The organism is Mycobacterium sp., from assembly GCF_965229105.1.
Taxonomy (GTDB): Bacteria; Actinomycetota; Actinomycetes; order Mycobacteriales; family Mycobacteriaceae; genus Mycobacterium.
The window spans coordinates 1,197,501-1,220,642 of sequence record NZ_OZ245858.1 but is presented as its reverse complement, the minus strand read 5'-3'; the positions used below and the strand labels follow the sequence as shown (position 1 = coordinate 1,220,642).

Annotated in this window: 26 protein-coding genes; 10 read left to right on the top strand and 16 right to left on the bottom strand. The window is 66.0% G+C overall.

What is annotated here, in order from left to right; translation table 11 throughout:
• The 4 genes from ADBZ9O_RS05865 to ADBZ9O_RS05850 all read right to left on the bottom strand — a co-directional run bounded on the left by ADBZ9O_RS05865 (position 1) and on the right by ADBZ9O_RS05850 (position 3,737).
• Complete coding sequence (locus ADBZ9O_RS05865; RefSeq protein WP_526529269.1) at positions 1–1,101, bottom strand: Rv3575c family transcriptional regulator; 1,101 nt, start codon at positions 1,099–1,101, stop codon at positions 1–3.
• A gap of 11 nt (positions 1,102–1,112) precedes the next feature.
• Positions 1,113–1,952 carry a metal ABC transporter permease gene (locus tag ADBZ9O_RS05860; protein WP_526532881.1) on the bottom strand — a complete coding sequence of 280 codons (840 nt, stop codon included), beginning with the start codon at positions 1,950–1,952 and terminating at the stop codon, positions 1,113–1,115.
• Positions 1,953–2,017: 65 nt separating this feature from the next.
• Positions 2,018–2,794 (bottom strand): metal ABC transporter ATP-binding protein, encoded by a 777-nt coding sequence (locus ADBZ9O_RS05855; RefSeq protein WP_526529267.1) that lies wholly within the window; start codon positions 2,792–2,794, stop codon positions 2,018–2,020.
• Positions 2,781–3,737, bottom strand: coding sequence for a metal ABC transporter solute-binding protein, Zn/Mn family (locus tag ADBZ9O_RS05850; RefSeq protein ID WP_526532879.1), 957 nt, complete (start codon positions 3,735–3,737; stop codon positions 2,781–2,783). The genes ADBZ9O_RS05855 and ADBZ9O_RS05850 overlap by 14 nt, the downstream gene beginning before the upstream one ends.
• Before the next feature lie 74 nt (positions 3,738–3,811).
• Between ADBZ9O_RS05850 and ADBZ9O_RS05845 the strand changes: the two genes are divergently transcribed.
• From ADBZ9O_RS05845 to ADBZ9O_RS05835, 3 genes are read left to right on the top strand one after another with little or no spacing between them, the layout of a single operon-like run.
• The gene (locus ADBZ9O_RS05845; protein WP_526529265.1) at positions 3,812–4,570 is read left to right on the top strand and encodes a LamB/YcsF family protein; all 759 of its coding nucleotides are present in this window, start codon (positions 3,812–3,814) and stop codon (positions 4,568–4,570) included.
• Entirely contained in the window at positions 4,570–5,490 is a 921-nt protein-coding gene (locus ADBZ9O_RS05840) for an MBL fold metallo-hydrolase (RefSeq protein WP_526529263.1), read from the top strand. Before ADBZ9O_RS05845 ends, ADBZ9O_RS05840 begins: the two co-directional genes overlap by 1 nt.
• Positions 5,490–6,734, top strand: a complete 1,245-nt coding sequence (locus tag ADBZ9O_RS05835; RefSeq protein ID WP_526532877.1) for an SLC13 family permease — start codon at positions 5,490–5,492, stop codon at positions 6,732–6,734. The genes ADBZ9O_RS05840 and ADBZ9O_RS05835 overlap by 1 nt, the downstream gene beginning before the upstream one ends.
• A 93-nt stretch (positions 6,735–6,827) precedes the next feature.
• Here the strand turns inward: ADBZ9O_RS05835 and ADBZ9O_RS05830 are convergent, their stop codons facing one another.
• From ADBZ9O_RS05830 to carD, 8 genes are all read right to left on the bottom strand, one after another.
• Positions 6,828–7,376: a cupin domain-containing protein gene (locus ADBZ9O_RS05830; protein WP_526529261.1), complete on the bottom strand. Its 549-nt coding sequence runs from the start codon at positions 7,374–7,376 to the stop codon at positions 6,828–6,830.
• A 22-nt stretch (positions 7,377–7,398) separates the two neighbouring features.
• On the bottom strand, positions 7,399–8,553 hold the full coding sequence (locus tag ADBZ9O_RS05825) for an RES family NAD+ phosphorylase (protein ID WP_526529259.1): 1,155 nt from the start codon (positions 8,551–8,553) through the stop codon (positions 7,399–7,401).
• Positions 8,553–9,584: a glycerophosphodiester phosphodiesterase family protein gene (locus tag ADBZ9O_RS05820; protein WP_526532875.1), complete on the bottom strand. Its 1,032-nt coding sequence runs from the start codon at positions 9,582–9,584 to the stop codon at positions 8,553–8,555. Before ADBZ9O_RS05820 ends, ADBZ9O_RS05825 begins: the two co-directional genes overlap by 1 nt.
• Before the next feature lie 70 nt (positions 9,585–9,654).
• Positions 9,655–10,602: a 23S rRNA (guanosine(2251)-2'-O)-methyltransferase RlmB gene (gene rlmB, locus ADBZ9O_RS05815; RefSeq protein ID WP_526529257.1), complete on the bottom strand. Its 948-nt coding sequence runs from the start codon at positions 10,600–10,602 to the stop codon at positions 9,655–9,657.
• Positions 10,602–11,975, bottom strand: a complete 1,374-nt coding sequence (cysS, locus tag ADBZ9O_RS05810) for a cysteine--tRNA ligase (protein ID WP_526532873.1) — start codon at positions 11,973–11,975, stop codon at positions 10,602–10,604. Before cysS ends, rlmB begins: the two co-directional genes overlap by 1 nt.
• A 59-nt stretch (positions 11,976–12,034) precedes the next feature.
• On the bottom strand, positions 12,035–12,535 hold the full coding sequence (ispF, locus tag ADBZ9O_RS05805) for a 2-C-methyl-D-erythritol 2,4-cyclodiphosphate synthase (protein WP_526529255.1): 501 nt from the start codon (positions 12,533–12,535) through the stop codon (positions 12,035–12,037).
• Positions 12,532–13,194, bottom strand: a complete 663-nt coding sequence (gene ispD, locus ADBZ9O_RS05800; RefSeq protein WP_526529253.1) for a 2-C-methyl-D-erythritol 4-phosphate cytidylyltransferase — start codon at positions 13,192–13,194, stop codon at positions 12,532–12,534. Before ispD ends, ispF begins: the two co-directional genes overlap by 4 nt.
• Positions 13,195–13,220: 26 nt before the next feature.
• On the bottom strand, positions 13,221–13,709 hold the full coding sequence (gene carD, locus ADBZ9O_RS05795) for an RNA polymerase-binding transcription factor CarD (RefSeq protein ID WP_526529251.1): 489 nt from the start codon (positions 13,707–13,709) through the stop codon (positions 13,221–13,223).
• 244 nt (positions 13,710–13,953) lie between these two features.
• Between carD and ADBZ9O_RS05790 the strand changes: the two genes are divergently transcribed.
• From ADBZ9O_RS05790 to disA, 3 genes are all read left to right on the top strand, one after another.
• Positions 13,954–14,517, top strand: coding sequence for a copper chaperone PCu(A)C domain-containing protein (locus tag ADBZ9O_RS05790; RefSeq protein ID WP_526529249.1), 564 nt, complete (start codon positions 13,954–13,956; stop codon positions 14,515–14,517).
• Positions 14,518–14,586: 69 nt separating this feature from the next.
• On the top strand, positions 14,587–16,062 hold the full coding sequence (radA, locus tag ADBZ9O_RS05785) for a DNA repair protein RadA (protein WP_526529247.1): 1,476 nt from the start codon (positions 14,587–14,589) through the stop codon (positions 16,060–16,062).
• A 29-nt stretch (positions 16,063–16,091) separates the two neighbouring features.
• A complete protein-coding gene (disA, locus tag ADBZ9O_RS05780; RefSeq protein WP_526529245.1) occupies positions 16,092–17,168 on the top strand; it encodes a DNA integrity scanning diadenylate cyclase DisA in 1,077 nt (358 codons plus the stop codon).
• 11 nt (positions 17,169–17,179) lie between these two features.
• Here the strand turns inward: disA and ADBZ9O_RS05775 are convergent, their stop codons facing one another.
• Entirely contained in the window at positions 17,180–17,971 is a 792-nt protein-coding gene (locus tag ADBZ9O_RS05775; protein ID WP_526529243.1) for a hypothetical protein, read from the bottom strand.
• Between the two features lie 82 nt (positions 17,972–18,053).
• The gene (locus tag ADBZ9O_RS05770; protein WP_526529241.1) at positions 18,054–18,671 is read right to left on the bottom strand and encodes a carbonic anhydrase; all 618 of its coding nucleotides are present in this window, start codon (positions 18,669–18,671) and stop codon (positions 18,054–18,056) included.
• Positions 18,672–18,708: 37 nt separating this feature from the next.
• Here ADBZ9O_RS05770 and ADBZ9O_RS05765 point away from each other — a divergent pair, with 37 nt between their 5' ends.
• From ADBZ9O_RS05765 to ADBZ9O_RS05755, 3 genes are all read left to right on the top strand, one after another.
• Positions 18,709–19,593: an iron-sulfur binding domain-containing protein gene (locus ADBZ9O_RS05765; RefSeq protein WP_526529239.1), complete on the top strand. Its 885-nt coding sequence runs from the start codon at positions 18,709–18,711 to the stop codon at positions 19,591–19,593.
• An 80-nt stretch (positions 19,594–19,673) separates the two neighbouring features.
• Positions 19,674–20,108 carry a hypothetical protein gene (locus tag ADBZ9O_RS05760; RefSeq protein ID WP_526528211.1) on the top strand — a complete coding sequence of 145 codons (435 nt, stop codon included), beginning with the start codon at positions 19,674–19,676 and terminating at the stop codon, positions 20,106–20,108.
• Positions 20,109–20,143: 35 nt separating this feature from the next.
• Positions 20,144–21,109, top strand: coding sequence for a DDE-type integrase/transposase/recombinase (locus tag ADBZ9O_RS05755; RefSeq protein ID WP_526524875.1), 966 nt, complete (start codon positions 20,144–20,146; stop codon positions 21,107–21,109).
• 33 nt (positions 21,110–21,142) lie between these two features.
• On the opposite strand, the gene ADBZ9O_RS05750 is transcribed toward ADBZ9O_RS05755, so the two are convergent.
• Positions 21,143–22,108: a GlxA family transcriptional regulator gene (locus ADBZ9O_RS05750; RefSeq protein ID WP_526529237.1), complete on the bottom strand. Its 966-nt coding sequence runs from the start codon at positions 22,106–22,108 to the stop codon at positions 21,143–21,145.
• Between the two features lie 71 nt (positions 22,109–22,179).
• On the opposite strand from ADBZ9O_RS05750, the gene ADBZ9O_RS05745 reads away from it, so the two are divergent.
• Complete coding sequence (locus tag ADBZ9O_RS05745; RefSeq protein WP_526529235.1) at positions 22,180–22,377, top strand: hypothetical protein; 198 nt, start codon at positions 22,180–22,182, stop codon at positions 22,375–22,377.
• Here ADBZ9O_RS05745 and ADBZ9O_RS05740 read toward each other — a convergent pair.
• A complete protein-coding gene (locus ADBZ9O_RS05740; RefSeq protein ID WP_526532871.1) occupies positions 22,354–23,121 on the bottom strand; it encodes an alpha/beta fold hydrolase in 768 nt (255 codons plus the stop codon). The genes ADBZ9O_RS05745 and ADBZ9O_RS05740 overlap by 24 nt on opposite strands.
• Between the last annotated feature and the right edge of the window lie 21 nt (positions 23,122–23,142).

Sequence of the window (23,142 nt, the reverse complement as noted above, 5' to 3'; positions counted from 1 at the left end):
CTAGCCCGGCGGTCCTGCGGTCCGGCCCCGGATCATCTCGGTGGGCAGTATCTCGACGACCGGCAACCCCGATCGCGGTGGGTGGTGCAGCAATTCGCCGGCCCGCCGGCCCTTCTCCAGGCTGGGCTGGTTCACCGTCGAAAGCCCACGCTTGAGCGCCTCCGGAATACCGTCAAAGCCAGTCACGGTCATCTGTCCTGGCACGTAGATCCCGCGGGCACGCAGATAGTCCATGGCTGAGAGGGCCAACACGTCGGCGGTACACATCAGCGCGGTGATCCGCGGGTTGGTCGCCAGCGCCAGCTCGGCGGCGGTACCACCCGATGTCGCCTCGTGCTCAGCACTTTCCACGATGGTGAGCTCATTCGGGTCGAGTCCGGCGGCGGTCATCGCATCCCGCACTCCGCCGATCCGCTCGGCTTGGACTTGAAAATGCGTACTGCTCAATCGTTCCTGGGAGACCAGCGTGGCGGTGGATTCATCGGCCCGGCGTTCGCTGCCCAGTCGCATTGCCAGCAGCCCGATCTCGCGGTGACCGAGCCCGATCACGTAATCGGCGAGTTCGCGCATGGCACCGCGATCGTCGATGCCCACCCGCGATGCCCCCGGTACATCGCGGGGGTGATCGACCAGGACCGCGGGCACCTGACGTTCGAGTACCACCTGCAGGTAGGGATCGTCATCGGCGGCGGCGTAGACGACGAACCCGTCAACACCGGCGGCCAGCACGGCACCGGTGCCTTCGGCTTGCGTGCGGCTGGGTCCGACGGCGACCAGCAACAAACCCTGCCCGACGTCCTCGCAGGATTCCGCGAGGCCGGCCACGAAATTCAGTGCGGCAGGATCGCTGAACGAATAGGTCAGCGGTTCGGTGATGACCAGGCCGACAGCACCGGCCTTGCGGGTGCGCAACGAGCGCGCCACCGGGTCGGGCCCGGCGTAACCCAAGCGTTTCGCCGTCGCGAAGACCCGGTCCCGCAGATCTGCCGACAGTTGATCCGGGCGGTTGTACGCATTGGAGATGGTGGTGCGGGAGACCTTCAGCTCGGCCGCCAACGAGGCCAGCGTCGCCCGTCGCCGTGGAACGGGGCTCCTGGACATGCTCTGTGACGCTAGCTCATCAGCCTCACAGATTCGGCGGCAGCCGCGCCGTGCGCCGCAGGGGGCGCTTTCGCGGGTGCCTCTTTGCGATGGGCAGCCAGCCACACCACCAGCCAGATCACGGACACGATTGTCACGATCGGGAAGCTCGGCGGCATATTGAACATCGCCGATATCGCCAGCCCCGTCCACACACCGAAGATCGACAGCACCGTCGACACGGCCATCGCCGTACTGGGCCTGGCCGTCAGCATGATGGCCGTCGCGGCCGGAGTGACCACCAAAGCGAACAGGAGCAGGGTGCCGACCGCCTGGACCGCCATCGTCACCGCAAGGCCGAGCAGCACCATGAAGACCACCGACAGCGCCCGCACCGGCACTCCCCTGGCTTCGGCGACTTCGGCGTTGACGGAGGCGAACAGCAGCGGTCGGTAGATGAACGCGATGACCGCGGCAAGCACGGCCACCAACACGGCGAAGATGATCAGCTGTTCGTGCGAGACCGCGAGCAGGTTACCGAACAGCACGTTGGTCACGGTGCTGCTGCTCCTGGTGGCCAGTGAACTGAAGAACAGGCCAAGGCCGGTGGCCGCGGCCAGCACGGTACCGGTAGCCACCTCTCGGTCGTCGGCCCGTTTACCGAGCGCGCCGATCACCAACGCACCGCCGATACAGAACACCCCGAGGCCGACCGAGACGGGAAGGCCCACCAGCACCGCACCGGTGGCGCCGGGAAAACCGATGTGCGCCAGCGCATGTGCGGCGAATGCCGTATTGCGCACCACGATGAAGTAGCCGATCAACCCCGCCGCGAGTGCTACCAGGGTGCCGCCGACGAGCGCGTTGCGCATGAAGGCCGATGTCAGGATCTGCCACCAATTGTCTTGGTAGCCAAGGGCAATCACGGTGGTCCGCATCAGATGCTCCGCATGTAGAGGTCACCCTGCGGGGTGTGCACGACCTGGATCGACGTGCCGTAGAGATGGCTCAGCAGGCTTTCGTCCACCACTTGGTTCATCAGGTCGAAATGTGCGTGCCCGTCGAGCAGATAGACGGCGCTGTCCAGGACACCCAGGAGTGGATTGAGGTCGTGTGCCACCACCAGGATGGTGACGCCGAATTCGTCTCGGACCCTTGCCAACAACGTGACGATCTCCCGTTGGTTGCGCAGGTCCAGCGCGGTGAGTGGCTCGTCGAGGATCAGTAGTTTGGGTCGTCCGACGAGCGCCTCGGCAATCGCGACGCGTTGCCGCTGGCCACCGGAGAGCTGCGAAAGCCTGCGGTGCGCGAATGGCGTCGCACCGACGGCGGCCATGATCTCCTCGACCTGTCGGCGCTGCGTGGCGGTGGCACGCGCGAACCCCCACCGCTTACCGGTCAGCCCGAGCAGCACCGCATCACAGGAGCGCACTGCGTTACCCGCTGCGGCCGCATAGTTCTGCGGGACGTAACCGATCGAATCGGTGGCCTCGCCCGGTGCCTTGCCCAGCACCCGCACCTCACCGGAGGCGGGCCGGATCAGGCCCAAGATCACCTGCAGCAGTGTCGTCTTTCCGGAACCGTTGGAGCCGATGACCGCGGTGATCCCGCCGGCGGGCACGTCGAAGGTGCCCTCCGACCAGATCAGCCGCCCGCCGCGGACGACGCTGACATCGTCGAATGACAGTGCGGGTTCGGTGCTAGGGGCTGACACCGAGTGCCTTGGCCAGTGCAGTGAGTTGGTCCACCTGCCAAGCCTCGAATGAAACCGAGCCCGGCGCAACTGTTTCGGTCACGTTGACCACCGGGACCCCCGCCTGTTCTGCCGCAGCACGAATATCGTCGGGCAGGGAACCCTCGGTCTGCGTATTGAATATCAGCACATCGACCCCCTTTTCGGCGAGCAGTTGACGGAATGCCGCCAGGTCGGCGGGCGCCGGGTCGGCCTCATTCGCCGACGCCGTCTGGTACCCGACCGGTGTCTTGTCGGTCAGACCCAACGCCTGTGCCATGTGGTCGAAGACCGTCTCGGTGGCGGCGTAGGACTTACCCGAGGCTTCTTTGTGGATGTCGGCGACCAGTGTGGTGTATGGCTGCATCGAAGCGGTGAATGCCGCACGGCGCTCGGCGAAGTAGTCGGCGGCCTTCGGTGCGAGGGTGCTGAGTTCCTTGGTCACCGCATCGGCGACGGCATCGATGGTGGTCGGGCTGTACCAGACGTGCGGGTTCGGGGCGGCGCCGGCAGCAGGCGGTGCGGACAGGGCAAACGCGTTGATGACCGGGGCGTCAGGCGCTGACGTCGACGCCAGCTTCTCGGCCCATTCGTCGTAGTGGTCACCATTGATCACGACCAGCTGCGAACCGCTGAATTCGGCGGCGTCAGCGGGCGACGGCTCGTAGTCGTGCGGGTCGACCGAAGAGTTGGCGAGCACCGTAGTGACGGTCGCACACTGGCCGCCGAGTTGGCCCACGATCTGACCCCACTGGTCGACGCTGACGGTCACTTTCACCGGCGCAACGGGGCACGACGGTGCGTCGGCGCCGGGCGCCGAGGTGGTGGCGCCCGGTTGCCCGCTGCCTGAAGAACAGGCTGCGACCAGCGGTAAGACGACGGTGATCAGCGCGGCGAGCGCGCGTTTGGCGGGAAGGTTGAGCATCACAACGGTAATGATAATCGTTTCCATTATGGTCCCGCCACCGGGGCCATAACTCCAGCGCTAGGGTTGACCACGTGCTTGCAGTCGACCTCAACGCCGACCTCGGCGAAGGCTTCGGGGTGTGGCAACTCGGTGACGACGACGCGATGCTCGCCATCGTCACCAGCGCCAATATCGCCTGCGGGTTTCATGCCGGTGATCCCGCGGGGCTCTTGAATGTCTGCCGGGCTGCCGCAGAGCGGGGCGTTTCCATCGGCGCTCAGGTCAGCTATCGCGATCTGGCGGGATTCGGTCGGCGGTTCATCGACGTGACACCGGAGGATCTGAGCGCCGACGTCATCTACCAGATCGGCGCGTTACAGGCGCTTGCCGTAGCGGCAGGCACAACCGTGGGGTACGTCAAACCCCATGGCGCGCTGTACAACACGATCGTCAAACACCAAGCGCAGGCGCTCGCAGTCGCCCACGCCGTGCACGCCGTCGACCCCGGCCTCGCGGTTCTGGGCCTCCCCGGCTCGGTGTTCCTGGTCGAGGCCCAACGAATCGGGCTTCACACCGTCGCCGAAGCATTCGCCGATCGCGCCTACCGACCGGACGGCCAGCTGGTGCCCCGCGCGGAGCCCGGTGCCGTCCTGCACGATCCACAGCAGATCGCCGATCGGGTGGCCACCATGGTCGGTTCGGGCACGGTGACTGCCGACGACGGCTCGACGGTCTCCGTGCGCGCCGAATCCATCTGCGTGCACGGTGATTCACCAGGTGCCGTGCAGATCGCCACCGCCGTACGCGAGCGGCTGACCGCTGACGGCGTGACATTGCGGACGTTCCTCTGATGCGACTGAAGCCTGGGCGACCTGATCTCGCCACTCACCGGCACCGATTCACCGTGGCCCCCGCAGCACCCGAGGCACCGCTGTCCATCACCTGGCTCGGTGTGGCCACGCTGCTGATCGACGATGGCACCTCGGCGGTGATGACCGACGGGTTCTTCTCCCGGCCGAGCCTGGCAGGCGTGGGATTGCGTGCACTGTCACCGTCCGATGCGCGGGTCGACGGCTGCCTGAGTAGGGCTGGGGTTCGCCGACTGGACGCGGTCATCCCCGTGCACACCCACTTCGACCACGCCATGGACTCCGCGCTGGTGGCCGAGCGGACCGGCGCGCAACTGATCGGCGGCACCTCGGCGGCCAATCTGGCCCGCGGGCACGGTTTGGCGCCCGACCGGATCGTGGTGGCCGCGTCCGGGACACCCATCACCGTCGGATCCTTCGACGTCACGCTGATCGAATCGCACCACTGCCCACCCGATAGGTTCCCCGGGGCCATCACCGCACCGCTGACCGCACCGGCGCGGGTCTCGGCGTACCGGTGCGGCGAGGCGTGGTCGGTGCTGATCAACCACCGGCCGACCGGTCGCAGGCTGCTGGTGCAGGGCAGCGCAGGCCATCTGCCCGGTGCTCTGCAGGGCCAGCGCGCCGAGGTGGCCTATCTGGGTGTCGGTCAGCTCGGGTTGCAATCGCGTGATTACCTGGAGCAGTACTGGACCGAGACCGTGCGCGCCGTCGGTGCCCGCACCGTCATCGGCATCCATTGGGATGATTTCTTCCGCCCATTGTCGAAGCCGTTGCGGGCCTTGCCATTTGCTACCGATGATCTCGACGTATCGCTTCGGGTGCTTGGCGAGTTGGCCGATGCCGACGGTGTCGCTCTGCAGTTGCCGACGGTCTGGCGACGCGAGGATCCCTGGGCTTGATGTTCGTATTGATTCTGTCGCTGGTGCTGCTGGCGGCTGTCCTGGTCTTCGCCATCGCGCGCCCGCACGGCTGGTCAGAAGCGGTGGCCGCGGTGCCCGCAGCGGCGATTCTTGTTGCGGTCGGGGCGATCTCGATCCATGAGGCAACGGCGGAGACGCTGAGGCTACTTCCTGTCGTCGCCTTCCTGGCCGCTGTTCTGGTACTTGCCAAGCTCTGCGACGACGAAGGCCTGTTCGAGGCGCTCGGCGCGGTGATGGCGCGGTCCAGTTCCGGGCGCCCAGATGTGCTGTTGCGGCAGGTGTTCGTGATCGCGGCCGTCATCACCGCCGTGTTATCCCTGGATGCGACGGTGGTGCTGCTGACACCGGTGGTGTTGGCCACCGTCCGTACCTTGGGAGTTCCGGTGCGACCGCACGCCTACGCGACTGCGCACCTGTCAAACACCGCATCGCTGCTGCTGCCGGTGTCCAATCTGACCAATCTGCTGGCCTTCACCGCGGCCGGTCTGTCGTTCACCCGGTTCACCGTGCTGATGACCGCGCCCTGGTTGGTGGCGATCGCCGCCGAGTACCTGATCTTCCGGCGCTTCTTCGCTCGCGAGCTGGTGCCCACGGCCGGGACTGAGGCCGTCGAGGCACCCCACTTGCCGAAGTTCGTCCTGGTGGTACTCGCGTTGACGCTGGCAGGTTTCGCGGTGACCTCACTGTTGGGTGTCGAACCGGTGTGGGCCGCCCTGGGTGGTGCGTTGGTGCTCGGAATCCGCAGCCTGGCGCAGCGTCGCAGTACACCCCTCGGGATCGCACGTTCGGTCAACCTGCCGTTCCTGGTGTTCGTGCTTGCGCTCGGCGTCGTCGTGCAGGCCGTCATGGTCAACGGTTTGACGGCCGGGATGGGTCATCTGATACCCGGTGGGGACACCCTGCCCGCTCTGCTCGCCATCGCCGCGGTGGCCGCGATCCTGTCCAACCTGGTCAACAATCTGCCCGCGGTGCTGGTGATGTTGCCGTTGGTGGCCGCGGGTGGGCCTGCCGCCGTGCTGGCGGTGTTGATCGGGGTCAACATCGGCCCGAACCTGACATATGTCGGCTCGCTGGCCAACCTGCTGTGGCGCCGCGTGCTCAATGCGAACGACGCCCCGCCCCATGTCGGAGTCTTCACCCGCCTCGGACTGCTCACCGTCCCGGTGACGTTGGTTCTCGCGGTGGTGGCGTTGTGGGCGGGCGTGCAGTTGGTAGGGGTCTAGTCGTTCTCCGAGGCCGGCACGTCTGGTGCGGGTACATCAAAGGCGTTCAGCACCACGGCAATCACCCCTCGGGTGGTAACGGCCGCAGACGCATCACAGGCCGTCCGTAAATTCGCCGTCGATCAAGATGAACGCGATTCGGCAGTGGCTGCCGGACCGGTTGGCCCAGGCGTGATTGGTGCCGCGCTGGATGACGATGTCGCCGGCCCGGATCGTCCGCTCATCGTCGTCGAGGATCAGCGTGAGCTCGCCGTCGAGCACGATCCCGTAGTCGAGGGTCTCCGTGCGGTGCATCAGCGGATGCCGGGCGCTAGATGTCGAAGCGTGCTCGCCGCCGATCGCGCTGAACTGTTCACGTGCGTCGTCCGCGCTGAGTTGCCGGATCTCATCGCTTTCGGGCGGAAAGTCGATGACCCGAATTCTGGTGCCACCCTTGGGTGGAGCCAGCACCAGACCGGCTTCGTCCGGTTCGCCCGACTGCCGGTCGATCAACGCGGGTGTCTCGCGGGTGTTCCACACCTCGAAGAACTTCGCGCCGCCAAGACCACCCACCTCGACCATCCGTGGCGGCGTGGCATCGGTGACGACGACGGCCTTGCCTGCGGCATCGTGGCCGGTGACGATTCGTCTGAACTCCGTCATGGGGTTCCCTCTCAATCGGACGTCAACGCGCCACGGTCATCACGCGGCTGATCGCTACAGTGCTCGTGTCAAGACTGAGCCAGGTGGAATCGGTTTCGGTCCCCTTGTCCACGCATTCGTCCGGACCGACGAAGATGACGACATTGTTCCCCGGGCCTTGGGTGCTCGGAAACATCAGACCGTCGACATCGTCAGGGAAGGCGTACCGCAGGTACTCGGTGAAAACCTGGGTTGGCACGTAGTCGATGTGCTCACGTCCGTCGAGTTCGACCGGCAGCGTGATGTCGTGCACGAACCTGTGCAGAAAGCTCAGACCGAAGTAGTTCTTGTGGTTGGCGGCGTCGAAAATGCTCGGCGGGTCAGGGAGATTCGTAAGATCGACGAGCTTGATCTCCCGCATCGGGCTGAACTCCCCCGTCACCACATAACGGTAGAAGGTATGGGACCCCGCCTCCGCTATCGCCGTCACCCGGTCGGTGCCGCCGTAGAAGATGCTGATTCCGGCGGGGCTCATCCGATTTGCGGCGGCCTTCGCCGAGGGCGGTGCCCCAAGATCGGACGCGTGTAGCCACTCCGATGCCTCGTCTTTCGACCTCGCCATTCGCGCCCGGTAGATCGGCGTCGGGCACGACACCGGCCAGACCGTCGGGGTGTTCTGGCCGACGTCGGATACCGCCTCCAGTAGTTGCTCGGCGGTCATGCCCGCGACGTCGCCGGACCCCGTGCTGCGGTTGGCGAAGAAGTACCGCAGCTCGTACTTCACCAGATGTTTGAAGGTCTCCCAGCTGTACGCCAATTGCTCGACCCGACTGCCGTACTTGGGTTCTCGCGCAATCCATGCCGGTGTCACGCTGAGCGTCGTGGCGACGTCGTCGATGAGGTCGGGATGCGAGACACCGGCGATCCGCAGAATCTCCCGAGCCACATCCTCGGCACTGACGGCGGCGTCCGGCGGTGCATCGGCCTCCGTGTGAAAGTGTTGCGGCCGATAGAAAACACCGACGCCGATGACGAACGCGGTCATGAAGATCTCCAGCGAAGCAGCGACCGGTACCGCGCTCTCGACCGTGCAGTAACTGCACTGCAGCTGCGTGGCGTTGGCAGCGATGCACTGCTGCAGCACAGCGTCTTCGACGTGCGTCGGGCATACCGCGCGTGGCGGTTCGAGAGGCGTCATCAACCACCAATCTTGCGGTACGCGGACGGCAGTGGCATCCCGCGCTGTGTCATCACCTGCCGCAGCAGGCTCGGATAGTCGGTGATGATGCCGTCGGCCCCGGCGTCGATCTGAGCGTTCATCGTGTCGGCATCGTCGATGGTCCACGGAATGACCTTGAGCCCCAACGCATGTGCGCGATTCACAAACGCGGCATCGGCCACCAGGGCAAAGCCGGGGTCCTTCGGTGTCAGCCCGTAGGGCACCGAGTAGCCCGGTGACAGGATGTTGGCCCCGACGAGGATTGCCCCGGTGATCGGATCGCCCACCACCACCGGATCGATGCCGCCCAGCCACGGCGACCCGGGCACCCAGGTCGTCTCATCCCACAGTGCGACCAACGGTACTGCAGGCTCCTGCGCGCGCACCATCGGCAGGGTCCGCCAGTCGAAGCTCTGGATCTCGACGTGATCGAGTTTGCCTGCCGCCCGGACTGCACCGAGGATGACATCGACGAATTCCTGTGGTGGCGCCGATGTTTCAGGCTTCTCGGCCTCGACCTTGGTCTCGATGTTGTAGCGTACATTCGCCCCGTAGGAGTCAGCGAGCGCGAAGACCTGCGGCAGGGTGGCGATCCTGTTGCCGGTGACGACTTCTGCATCGGGATAGGCAGCCAGCTGTTTTCCACAGTTCAGAGTGTTCAGCTGCTGTGAGGTGAGGTCGACCACCATCTTTCCGACGTACGGAAACTGCGGGTCACCAGGGAATAGCGGCCTGGTGTCGATGCACTTGTCGGCCTGGATCACCGGATCGTGCCACACCATCGGCTGACGATCCTTGGACAGCACGATGTCGAGTTCCAGGGTGCTCACCCCAAGCTCGAGTGCTTTCGCGAATCCACGCAACGACTCTTCGGTGGTCTCGCCGCGACCGCCGCGGTGCGCCTGCAGGTCGAAGTCCGACGACTCGGCGGCGGCAGTCGTCGGTGCGACCAGTGCGGCGACGACGGCACCAACGCCGAGTGTCCGAGCGACAGTTCCGCGGGAGAGCATCATGATCCGACGCTAACCCGCTACACACAGATCTGCGGGCGTAGTTACCGAGAGTTCAATCCCCGGCCAGTCAGCTTCTGCGCTGACGCGCGATCTCCGCGAGCACCACCCCGGCAGCCACCGAGGCGTTGAGCGATTCGGTGGGCCCGGACATCGGAATCGACACGATCGTGTCGCAGTTCTGCCGCACGAGCCTGGACAAGCCTTTGCCTTCTGATCCCACGACCAGCACCATCGGCCCGGTGCCGTCGAGATCGTCGAGCGTGGTGTCACCGCCGGCATCAAGCCCGACGATCTGCAGGCCGGCGTCCTGCCAGTCCTTGAGCGTGCGGGTCAGGTTGGTGGCGCGGGCCACCGGGACCCGGGCGGCCGCGCCGGCACTCGTGCGCCAGGCCACCGCGGTCACCGAGGCGGACCTTCGTTGCGGGATCAGCACCCCGTCTCCGGCGAAGGCGGCGACCGATCGCACGATGGCGCCGAGGTTGCGCGGATCGGAAATGTTGTCCAGCGCGACCATCAAGGCGGGCAACGCGCCGTTGGTGGCCGACCGCAACAGATCGTCAGGGTGGGCGTAGATATAGGGCGGAACCTGCAGCGCGACACCCTGATGCAGACCGTTGGTACTCATCCGGTCCAGGTCGATACGCGGCACTTCGAGAATCGCGATTCCGGAATCTGCTGCGCGCGTGACCGATTCAGTCAGACGCTCATCGGAATCAGTGCCAAGCGCCACGTACAGCGCTGTTGCGGGCACACCGGCGCGCAGGCATTCCAACACCGGGTTGCGACCCAACACCATCTCGGTGTCGTCGGTCTTCTTCGAGCGAGGGCGACCCTGCGACGACTTCGCCGCCACCTTGGCCCGTTTGGCCGCGGGATGTTTGGTCCGCTCACTGGCAGGCGGGGTAGCGCCGCGACCCTCCAGCCCACGACGTCGGACACCGCCCGAACCGACCGTCGGCCCCTTCTTGGTGCCGGCCTTACGCGTTGCGCCGCGGCGCTGTGAATTGCCGGCCATTACTTGCTATCTCCGTCGAGTAGTGACCATTGCGGTCCGTCGGCGGTATCAGTGACGTCGATACCTGCCTCCTTGAGCCGATCCCGAATCTGATCGGCCTGAGCCCAGTCCCGTTCTTCGCGTGCTTTGGCGCGTCCCGCCAGTGCCCAGTGCACCAGGACATCGACGGCAGCCAGCGCCGCCGATGTCTCGTCGCGCAACTCCCACCGCTCATCGAGCGGGTCGCAGCCGAGGATGCCCATCATGGCGCGGATCGATGTCGCGGCCGCCAACGCGGCCTCGTGGTCACCGGAGTCCAGCGCACGGTTGCCCTCGGCGCGCACTCTGTGCACCTCGGCCAGCGCCATCGGAACGGCCAGATCATCATCGAGGGCTGCGGCGAATTTCTCGGTCCAGGCACCTGGCACGACAGTCCCCACGCGGGTACGGACCCGGTGCAGGAATTCCTCGATACCGGTGTAGGCCTTGACCGCGTCCTGCAGTGCGTTCTCGGAGAACTCCAGCATGGACCGGTAATGGGCGCTACCCAGGTAGTAGCGCAGTTCCGCGGGCCGAACACGTTGCAGCACAGCAGGTATCGACAAGACGTTGCCGAGCGACTTGCTCATCTTCTCGCCACCCATGGTGACCCAGCCGTTGTGCAGCCAGTATTGGGCGAACCCGTCGCCGGCCGCGCATGCTTGCGCGATCTCGTTCTCGTGGTGCGGAAAAATCAGATCCATTCCGCCGCAGTGAATATCGAATTCGGCGCCCAGATATTCGTGAGCCATCGCGACACACTCAGAATGCCAGCCGGGGCGACCGCGACCCCATGGTGTCGGCCAGGACGGCTCGCCCGGTTTGGCGCCCTTCCACAGCGTGAAGTCGCGGTGATCGCGCTTACCGGTGGCAGCGCCCTCACCCTGATGCACGTCGTCGATGCGGTGACCGGACAGCGCGCCGTAATTGGGGTAGCTCAAGACGTTGAAATAGACGTCCCCGGCACCGGTGTAGGCGTGGCCGGTGTCGATCAGACGCTCGATCAGTTCGACGATCTGCGTGATGTGTCCGGTGGCCCGCGGCTCAGCCGAGGGCGGCAGCACGCCCAGCGCGTCATAGGCCGCCGAGAATGCCCGCTCGTGGGTGGCCGCCCATTCCCACCACGGCCGGCCCGCCGCGGCGGCCTTGGTGAGGATCTTGTCGTCGATATCGGTGACATTGCGGACGAAGGCGACGTCGTAGCCCTTGGCCGTCAGCCAGCGTCGCAGCACGTCGAAGGCCACTCCGCTACGGACGTGACCGATATGCGGTAAGCCCTGAACGGTGGCGCCGCACAAATAGATCGAGGCATGACCGGGGCGCACGGGGACGAAATCGCGCACGGCACCTGACATGGTGTCGTGCAATCTCAACCCATCCAGATGGGCCCCGCGTGCGGTCACGACGTGCCAGCTTACCGGCCCAAACGGGCGGTATTCCCATCGGCGACGATTAGGGCGGTGGCGATCGCCGCCAAGCCCTCGCCGCGGCCGGTCAGACCGAGACCGTCGGTGGTGGTCGCCGAGACCGAAACGGGTGCGCCGAGCACATCCGAGAGGACGTCCTGCGCCTCGGCACGGCGCGGCCCGATCTTCGGCCGGTTGGCGATGACCTGCACCGTCGCGTTCCCTATCCGAAAGCCCTCAGCGGTCAGCAGCTCGCGCACGTGTCGCAGCATGTCGGCACCGGTCACCCCGGCCCAGCGAGGATCGTCGACACCGAAAATGCCACCGATATCGCCCAAACCGGCTGCTGAGAGCAGCGCATCGCACAGGGCGTGGGCGGCCACATCACCATCGGAATGGCCTGCGCACCCGTCGGCGTCGGCAAAAAGCAGACCGAGCAGGTGACACGGCCGACCGGCCTCGATGGGGTGGACATCGGTACCCAGCCCGACCCTTGGCAGCTCGGTCATCGGCTGACCAGCGCTTCGGCCAGAATCAGGTCCAGCTGGGTGGTGATCTTGAAGGCCAGCGGATCACCGGGCACGGTCTGCACCTGGCCACCGATGTTCTCGACCATCGACGCGTCATCGGTAACCGCGGCCCCGCCTGCGCGCTCATAGGCGCGCAACAGCACCGCGGTGGAAAACCCCTGCGGGGTCTGGATTGCACGCAGGCCTGCGCGTTCCGGGGTGCCGAGCACCACCCCGTTGGCATCCACCGCCTTGACGGTGTCTACCAACGGCAGCGCGGGCACCACTGCGGTGTGACCGCCGCGCAGCGATTCGACGATCCTGGCGATCAAAGAGGGAGGGGTCAGTGGCCGGGCAGCGTCATGCACCAGGACGAACTCTGGATCCCCAGCAGCTGCCAGCGACAAGCGGACCGATTCGGTGCGATCGGCACCGCCGACGACCACGGTCGCCGACGCCCCGAGAATCAGCTTGGCCTCGTCAATACGGTCCGGCGGGACGGCCACGATCACCGCGTCGACCACACCGGATTGCTGTAGGCCATCAATGGCCCGCTCGATGAGCGTCCGCCCACCGAGTTCGACGAACGCCTTCGGCACACCTGCGGCTAATCGCTCACCCGACCCTGCGGCCGGAACGATGGCGACCACTCGCCCCATCTTTGTGTCTCTAGGTTGGTCCGCCGTCAGGATGCGGCGGCCAGCGCCTCGTCAAGGATGCTCGACGCCCTGGCGTCATCGGTGTTCTCCGCGAGCGCCAGCTCGCCGACCAGAATCTGACGGGCCTTGGCCAACATGCGCTTCTCGCCTGCGGAGAGCCCGCGCTCCTGGTCGCGACGCCACAGATCGCGGACGACCTCAGCAACCTTGTTCACATCACCGGAAGCCAGCTTCTCCAGGTTCGCCTTGTACCGACGCGACCAGTTGGTCGGCTCCTCGGTATGCGGCGCCCGTAGCACCTGGAAGACCTTGTCCAGGCCCTCCTGTCCGACGACATCGCGCACGCCGACGTACTCGGCATTCTCAGCGGGAACTCGAACGGTGAGGTCTCCCTGAGCCACCTTCAAGACGAGATATTCTTTCGACACGCCTTTGATAGCCCGGGTTTCGATCGCCTCGATCAATGCAGCACCGTGGTGTGGATAGACAACGGTGTCTCCGACCTTGAAAATCATCAGTTTGGAGCCCCTTTCGCTCACCCATACTAGCACGACGCCCGGACAGGCGCGGAACAACGGTGCAGGTCAGGGGCACAACGGGTTACGCATGGGGGTTGACAGGGTGACGAATACGTGCAGGAAGAGCAACTAAAATCGCCCTCGGCTACCGCCTGTGGCCGCCGATTACTACGCTGCGTACTAGGCTGCGTCACTACTGTCCACAGGCCGATCCGTGGCGGCCGCAAACAGGAGGCTTTGAGTGAAACCTTTTGATACCCGCCGGGCCTCCGTCACCCGTGGCGGACTGGCCGTCGGCGGCCTGCTCGTCGCCACTGCTCTCGTCGGATGCAGCGCAGGCCAGATATCGCAGACCGCCACCCAGGCGCCCGCGGTCAACGGCACCACCGGCGCGGCCAACAACATCACCCTGCGTAACGTGCACATCCAGGCCGTCGAGACCGGAGACGCCCTGGAGCCAGGGCAGGACGTCGACCTGATGTTCATCGCGTCCAATCTCTCGCCTGATCAGGGCGACAAACTCCTCGGGATCACCTCGGAGGTAGGCGCGGTCACGGTCACCGGCAGCACCGAGATCGCCCCCAACGGGGTGCTGATCGTCGGGACGCCGGACGGTGTCACGCCCCTGAGCTCAGTCGAGGCTGCTGACGCCTCGGACGCCAGCGTCGCCTTGACCAAGCCGATCCGCAATGGCCTGACCTACAGCTTCACGTTCACCTTCGCCAAGGCCGGTGAGACCACGCTGTCCGTGCCGATCTCGGCGGGCAACGCCCCGCGTCAGGAAGACGCGGCGGACGCGCACTAGCCCCACCGGATTCGAGCTTTCCAGCGCGTCACCGGGGGAACTGTCGGACCGGCCCGATACCGTCACGACGTGGCCAAAGCGCGTTCGCAGTACCGCTGCTCGGAATGCCACCATGTCATGGCCAAATGGGTCGGCCGCTGCCCGGAGTGCGGTACCTGGGGCACCGTCAACGAGGTGGCCGCGCTCACCTCGATGGGTGGCAACGCCAGGCGCCAGATAGCGCCGACGTCGGCTGCGGTTCCGATCAGCGCTATCGATCCCGACCAGACGCGGCATCTGCCGACCGGCGTCAGCGAACTCGACCGAGTGCTTGGCGGCGGCGTCGTACCGGGTTCGGTGACGCTACTGGCCGGTGAACCTGGTGTGGGTAAATCGACGCTGCTCCTGGAGGTCGTGCACCGCTGGGCCACCTCGGGACGACGCGCGCTGTACGTCTCGGGTGAGGAATCCGCGGGCCAGATCAGGATGCGCGCCGAGCGCACCGGGTGCTCCCACGACGACGTCTACCTCGCCGCTGAATCCGACTTGGACACGGTGATCGGGCATATCGATGTGGTGAAACCCAGCCTGGTCATCGTCGACTCGGTGCAGACACTTTCCACCACCGACAACGACGGCGTCACCGGTGGCGTCACCCAGGTGCGTGCGGTGACCACTGCGTTGACCGGCCTGGCCAAAGCCGCGGGCGGTCCTGGTGTCGCGATCATTCTGGTCGGCCATGTCACCAAGGACGGCGCTATCGCCGGGCCGCGTTCGTTGGAGCATCTCGTCGATGTCGTCCTGCACTTCGAGGGCGACCGGCACACCGCCTTACGGATGGTTCGCGGTATCAAGAACCGATTTGGCGCAGCCGATGAAGTCGGTTGTTTCCTGGTGCACGACAACGGAATTGAGTGCGTCGCCGATCCGTCGGGGTTATTTCTCGATCAACGTCCAGAGCCGGTGCCTGGCACAGCGGTGACGGTGACGATGGACGGTAAGCGACCCTTGATCGGCGAGATCCAGGCATTGGTCGGGATGCAGACCGCGCCGTCGCCGCGGCGGGCCGTCAGCGGTATCGACCAGTCGAGGGCGGCGATGACAGCCGCAGTGCTGGAGACCAGAGCAGGGCTGGCAATCGGCCAGCGGGACATCTATCTTTCGACCGTCGGCGGGATGCGGCTGACCGATCCGTCCTCCGATCTGGCAGTGGCCATCGCCATCGCGTCGGCGTTCGCAGACCTGTGCCTGCCGACCTCCACCGTGGTGATCGGCGAGGTGGGTCTGGCGGGCGATCTGCGACGTGTTACCGGACTGGATCGCCGATTGGCCGAAGCCGCGCGCCTGGGCTTCACCACCGCCATCGTGCCGCCCGGCGTGAAGGCGCCCAAGGGGCTCAAGACCATCGAAGTCAGCACCATCGGCGATGCGCTCAAGGCGCTGTTGCGCATCGCCGTCCGGCCCACCAGCAAACCGCCCGACGTGCGGCCGCCGGCCCGTCCTGACCTCAAACTGGTGGACGGTAGTTCGCTGCACGACGCCACAGAGGACAATGGATTGCTGTGACGCCCGGCATCGGTACCTCTATTGGTGCGGTGAGCGCGCGCCCGACCCTGCGTGAGACTGTGGGACGGCTCGCGCCAGGCACCGCACTGCGCGACGGGCTGGAGCGGATTCTGCGCGGCCGCACCGGCGCCCTGATCGTGCTCGGCTACGACGACAGCGTCGAGTCCATCTGTGACGGCGGCTTCTCGCTCGACGTCCGCTACGCGCCCACCAGGCTGCGCGAGCTGTCCAAAATGGACGGTGCGGTGGTGCTGTCCACCGACGGCAGCCGGATCGTCCGAGCCAACGTCCAGCTGGTCCCTGACCCGTCGATCCCCACCGACGAATCCGGTACCCGGCACCGGTCGGCAGAACGGACGGCCATCCAGACGGGCTACCCGGTCATCTCGGTCAGCCACTCGATGAGCATCGTCACCGTCTACGTGGCCGGCGAACGGCACGTCGTCGCGGATTCGGCGACCATTTTGTCGCGGGCCAACCAGGCGATCGCGACCCTGGAACGCTACAAGTCCCGACTCGACGAGGTCAGCAGGCAGCTCTCCACCGCCGAGATCGAAGACTTCGTGACGCTGCGCGATGTGATGACCGTGGTCCAGCGCCTGGAGATGGTTCGCCGGATCGGCGTGGAGATCGACTCCGATGCCGTCGAGCTCGGAACTGACGGGCGCCAGCTGCGACTCCAGCTCGAAGAGCTACTCGGCGGCAACGACACCTCGCGTGAGCTGATCGTGCGCGACTATCACGCCAGCCCCGATGCGCCCTCCAAAAGCCAGGTAGCGGGCACGCTGGAGGCGCTGGACGGGCTGTCAGACGCCGAGCTACTCGATTTCACCGCGCTGGCGCAGGTGTTCGGCTACCCGTCGACCGTGGAGGCGCAGGATTCGGCGCTGAGCTCACGCGGATACCGTGCGATGGCCGGTATCCCGCGACTGCAGTTCGCCCACGTCGACCTACTGGTACGTACCTTCGGCTCGCTGCAGGGCCTGTTGGCCGCCAGTGCCAACGATCTGCAATCCGTCGAGGGGATCGGCTCCATGTGGGCACGACATGTCCGCGAAGGACTGTCGCAGTTGGCCGAGTCGACGATCGCCGACCGGCTCGCCTGACCCGTCGGGCGTCAGCCCGCAGGTGCTGGCGGTACGTCAGCAGCCGGCGGCGGAACCTCTTCCGGCGCCGGAGCCGGAGCATCGGCGGGTGGCGGTGCGCCCGCGTCGGCCAGGATGAACGGCACGGTCGCCGAACGCAGGTTGCCCAGTTGGACCACCAGGTTGTAGGTGCCGGGCCCGATCGGCTGACGCGGCAGGGGGCATTGCGCTTCGGAGCCCATACCGGTCCAGGTCACCTCGGTGGTGACCTGTTCACCCGGGTTGAATGTCTTGACCAGCGTCTCGTTGGACGGCGCGCAGTCCAGATTCGACCAGAGGCGTTTGTTGTCCAAGGAGTAGACGTAGGCCGCCAGAACCGCCGCGCCGACATCGCGCTGGCAGGCCACCAGGCCGATATTGGTGACGACCATGGTGAATTTGGGCTGATCGCCGATCGTGTACTGCGGTTGGCTGGTCATCCCCTTGACGGCCAGTGTCGAGTCCGGGCAGTCGTCACCCTCTTTGAGAACCGGCGGCGGCACGACGGCCGCGGTTGCGGTAGGTGTCGGGGGCGGAACTTCCTCAGCCGGCGGGACGACGGGCGTCTTGACCTCAGGAGTCGGTGTCGGCGCGAGCGGACCCTGCGCGGTATTCGGCTTATTGTCGGCGGCGGGTTTCGTTTCGGTGGACGCGCTGCCCCGAAGGACCATGAAGACAATCGCCGCTACCAGTGCGATGACGACAACCGCAACGCCGATGGCGAGCCCACGGCGCCGCCAGTAGATCTGCGTCGGCAGCGGGCCTTGCGGTTCCAAATCCAGCACGTTCTCACGGTAAGGCCAGGTCACTGCGAGCCGTCCGACCCGCCTCGGCGTGTCGCAATGTGACTGGTGTGACTTTGCTGTGCTATTCGCCGATGTCGCCGACGTGTTTGCGTAGGTGAACCTTGCCGTCGGCCAGGTGATAGGTCAGTCCCACGATGCCAAGCGTGCCAGCGTTGACCCGATCGGAAATGGCCGTCGACCGCGCCATGATCTGGGCGCCAGTTTCGACGACGTGCCGGGTTTCGAACTCGTCAACCCTGGTCAGGCCGTCGCGCCTGCCCAGGAGGATCGACGGCGTCACCCGCTCGACGACATCGCGGACATACCCGCTGGGCACCTGTCCGCCGTCGAGCGTGTCCAGTGTGGCTTTGACCGCCCCGCAGCTGTCATGGCCAAGGACGACGATCAGCGGCACGTTGAGGATCGTGACCGCGTATTCCAGAGAGCCGAGCACCGCCGAGTCGAGCACATGGCCGGCGGTGCGGACGACGAACATATCGCCGAGGCCCTGGTCGAAAATGATCTCGGCAGCGACCCGGCTGTCGGCGCAGCCGAAGACGACGGCGGTCGGCTTCTGTTCTGCAGCCAGGCTGGCGCGGTACTCGATGCTCTGGCTGGGATGCTGCGGCTGGCCCGAGACGAATCGCTCGTTACCCTCTTTGAGTGCTTTCCAGGCGGTTACGGGGCTCGTATTCGGCATGGTGCACATTGTGCCCCCAGTATCTGACGGCGACACAATGAGTGTCAGTGCATCGGAGTTGATCGACTGGTATGACCGCGAACACCGCGACCTGCCGTGGCGGCATCCCGAGGTCGGAGCGTGGAAGATCCTGGTCAGCGAGTACATGCTGCAGCAGACGCCGGTGTCGCGGGTATTGCCGATCTGGCTGGACTGGGTGGCCCGCTGGCCCACCCCGTCGGCAACCGCGGCGGCCAGTGCGGCCGATGTGCTGCGGGCCTGGGGCAAGCTGGGCTATCCCCGACGGGCCCAACGCCTGCACCAATGCGCCGGGGTGATCGCCACTGTCCACGGCGATGTGGTGCCCGACGATGTAGCCACTCTGCTGACCCTGCCCGGCGTGGGGAGTTACACGGCTCGGGCGATCGCGTGTTTCGCCTACCAGCAGTCGGTTCCGGTGGTCGATACCAATGTGCGACGCGTGGTGGCCCGCGCGGTGCACGGCTCGGCCGATGCGGGCCCGGCGTCGGCCACTCGCGATGAGGCCGAGGTCGCCGCGCTGTTACCCGCCGATGCGAGCGCACCGCGCTTTTCGGCGGCACTGATGGAGCTCGGCGCGCTGATCTGCACCGCGCGATCGCCAAAGTGCGGGCTGTGCCCATTGAGTCACTGCGCATGGCGGGCCGCCGGCTTTCCGCCGTCCACTGCCCCGCCCAAGCGTGGGCAGACGTACGCCGGAACCGACCGGCAGGTCCGCGGGCGCCTGCTCGATGTGTTGCGGGGCAGCGAAATACCAGTGACCCGTGCGCAATTGGATGTGGCCTGGCTGACCGACGGCGCGCAGCGCGACCGGGCGCTGGGTTCGTTGTTGGTGGACGGGCTCGTCGAGCAGACCTCCGACGGCCGCTTCGCGCTCGCCGGCGAAGGGGACGCCGAGCTGTGATTTCGGCGCGGTAAGCCGTGGTGACCCTCTTTGCCAGGCTGGTTGTGAGTCAGTTGCAGCCAGTGTGAAGAGGTTGGGTTATGTCGATCAGTCCGGGGTTCACCCCCACCGAGATTCGTGAGCTTGTCGTGGACTACCAGCTGTTGGGTCGTGGGCAGAAGGGGCCGTTCCTTGCTGCTGTGGGGGTGTCGAACCGCCAGTTCCGGCGGTGGCAGTCGGCGTTGTTCGACGGTGACCTCGACCGGGGACTGATTCCGCGAGAAGGTGGAGCCATGACAGTTCCCCCAGCGAAACGCAGGGCGTTGGCCAAGGCGGAGGCGGACAAGCACGATCGCGACGAGATCGAACTGGTCCGGCTGCAGGCACGGGTGCGCGAGCTCGAGGTGACCAACGAGGCGTTGGGAAAAGCTATCGGGCTCTTGCACGAGATGAACGTGCACGAGCCCGACGTGACCCCGACGATCCACGATCTCGGTGCTTCCTCGACGCCGAGAACGGACTCGTCGCCGAGCTGACCGCGGCGATCGGATCGCAGCGCCGGGCGCTGGCGATGATCGATCTGTCACGTTCGACGTGGCATTACCGATCGCATCCGCGCACCCCGGTGCCCGACCCGTTGCCGCACCGGGACCGGGCCTACCCGTCGCGTATCGGTGAGGCCGACCGCACCGCGATCCGCGACGAGATCATCGCCGGCTGGCTCGCGGGCACCTCGGTGGACCAGGCGTTCGCCTCGACCTGGGATGCCGGCACGATGCTGGCCTCGCGGCGGTCGTGGTGGCGCATCGCCGCAGCCATCACCGATCAAAGTGTGCGGCCGATCGCACCGACCCGGGCGACGAACCAGACGCCGCGGGTCGCGCCGGTGCTCAAAGCAACGGGACCGCAACAGATCTGGAGTTGGGACATCACCGATCTACGCACCCCGTGGCGCGGGGTGGCGTTCAAGGCGTACTCGGTCATCGACATCTACTCCCGCAAGATCGTGGGCTGGCGGGTCGAGGAACGCGAGTGCGACGACCTCGCCGTGGACATGTTCGAGACCGCGTTCACCGACCACGGACTGCCCACGGTGGTGCACGCCGATTCCGGACCCGCGATGCGCTCGACACTCCTCAAGGACCTGCTGGCCGATCAGGGCGTCGGCCAGACGCACAACCGGCCGCGGGTCAGCAATGACAATCCGTTCTCCGAATCGGAATTCCGCACGATGAAATACCGGCCCAACTACCCGGGCGTCTTCGACGACCTCGAAACCGCCCGGCAGTGGGTGGACGCCTATGTGTCCTGGTACAACCAGCATCACCGCCACACTGGCATCGCACTGTTCACTCCCGACGAGGTCCACAACGGCACCTGGACGCGGCACTGGAATTGCCGCGACCACGCCCTACAGGCCTACTACGACGCCCACCCAGAACGATTCCGCAACCGCCCATCCACAACACAGCCCAGCCCCATCGTCGGCATCAACCTCCCCGCCGAAAACAATCCCGACCGACTCCACGCAGCTTGACAACGCCCGTGAGCGCGGCTCAGCGCGCCGAAATCACGCAGTAACCGCGCAGTCGTCGCAGGCGAAGCGGCGCCGGTAATCCGACGGCGTCACTCCGATGATCCGCCGGAAATGGTGCCGCAGCAGCGTTGCGGTGCCGAACCCGGCCCGATCGGCGATCCGATCGATATCCAGATCGCTCTCTTCCAGCAGCCTGCGCGCATAGAGGACCCGTTGATCGGTCACCCATTGCATCGGCGTGGTACCGGTCTCTTCCACGAATCTGCGGGCGAAGGTTCGAGCCGACATATGGGCGCGGCCGGCAAGGGTGGCGACAGTATGCGGCTTGTCGAGGTTGGCCAGAATCCAATCCAGTTGCGGCGCAAACCCTTCGGAGCACCGCACCGGGATGGGCTGGTCGATGTATTGACGTTGACCACCGTCGCGCTGCGGTGGCACCACCATCCGCCGGGCGATGACATTGGTTGCGGCACTGCCTAGTTCGCGGCGTACCAAGTGCAGGCAGGCATCGATACCGGCCGCCGTGCCCGCGCTGGTGATCAGATTTCCGTCATCGACGAACAGCACATTGCGATCGACCTTGGCCGTCGGATACATCCGCGCCAGCTCGTCGGCGTGCATCCAGTGCGTCGTACAAGCCCGCCCGTCGAGTAGCCCCGCCGCACCGACGACGAACGCACCGGAGCAGACCGTGAGGATGGTCGAGCCGGCCGCGGCCGCGGCGCGCAGGGCGTCAAGGGCCTCCTTCGGGTACTCCAGCCCGATCACCGCAGGGACCGCCACCAGGTCGGCTCCCGCCAGCGCGCTGAAGTCGTGGTCGGGGGTCAGGCTGGCGCCGATGGACATCCGTACGGGCTGACCCGCTTGCGGCCCACACACCTTGAAATCGAAGTTCGGCACCCCGTCTGCGGAGCGGTCGATACCGAAGACCTCGCAGATCACCCCGAATTCGAAGGGTGCCAATCCGTCCAGGACCAGCACCGAGACAGTTTCAAGCATGGCAGTATCTTAACGCACCGGGACAGTACTGCCACTGTTGGCGGGATATAGATTGTCGAAGACTTACTGCCATGACAACCACAATGAACCTCCTGCACTCGCTGCGTCACTACCTCGACGGTCTCCGCTACAACACCGCGACCGTGGCCCGCCTGCTGGAAGACCGCGATTCCGACACCCGCCGGATCGGCCATGATCTGGACGCCATCCGTACCCGCTTCGAACAACAGCCGACCTGGCCGACCTCAGGAGCTGGACACGGTCGCTAAGAACGACGTGACCGCATCCCGATATTCCTGCGGCGCCTCGTCGTGGACAAGATGGCCGGCACCGGGCACCTGCAGATAATTCGCCCGGTTGCCGGTCACTCTCATCTCCAGCATCTGCCCGGGTGGGGTGACCGAATTCCCCGCTTCGATCAGCAGCGTGGGTGCCTGCACAGCATGCCATTCGTCCCAGAAGTCGCGGGTCCCCCACTGGGCAGCGATCTCGATCCACCGCTCGACGCGGCCGTGGAGCCGCCAACCCGTCGCGGTGCGATCGAAGGCCTCGACGAAATACCGGCCGGCGACCGGACCGAACTCCTCGATGACCGCGTCAGCGGTCTCGAATTCCACTGGCAGCGCATGCAGCCACGGCTCCCAGGCCCCGGTGGTCCGGCCGCGAAAGTCCGGCGCCATATCTTCGATGACGAGTGCCGACACCAGGTCGGGCCGTTCCGCCGCCAGGCACCAGGCATGCAGACCGCCCATCGAATGGCCGATCACCGCCACGGGTGCGCCGAACGGTGCCAGCGCGTCGGCCAGGTCGGCGACGAAGCGCTCGGTGCTGATCACGTGTGGATCGGTGACGTATCGGCCCCGGTGCCACGGCGCGTCATAGGTGTAGACCGCGCCGAGCCGGGTCAACCAGGACAGCTGCCGCGACCACGTGCTGCCGCGGCCCATCAACCCGTGCGTCAGCACCATCGGATTACCCTGCCCACCGCGGTGGGTGAGCATGTCGATGTTCATGTACGTCATCTTGCGTGCCTA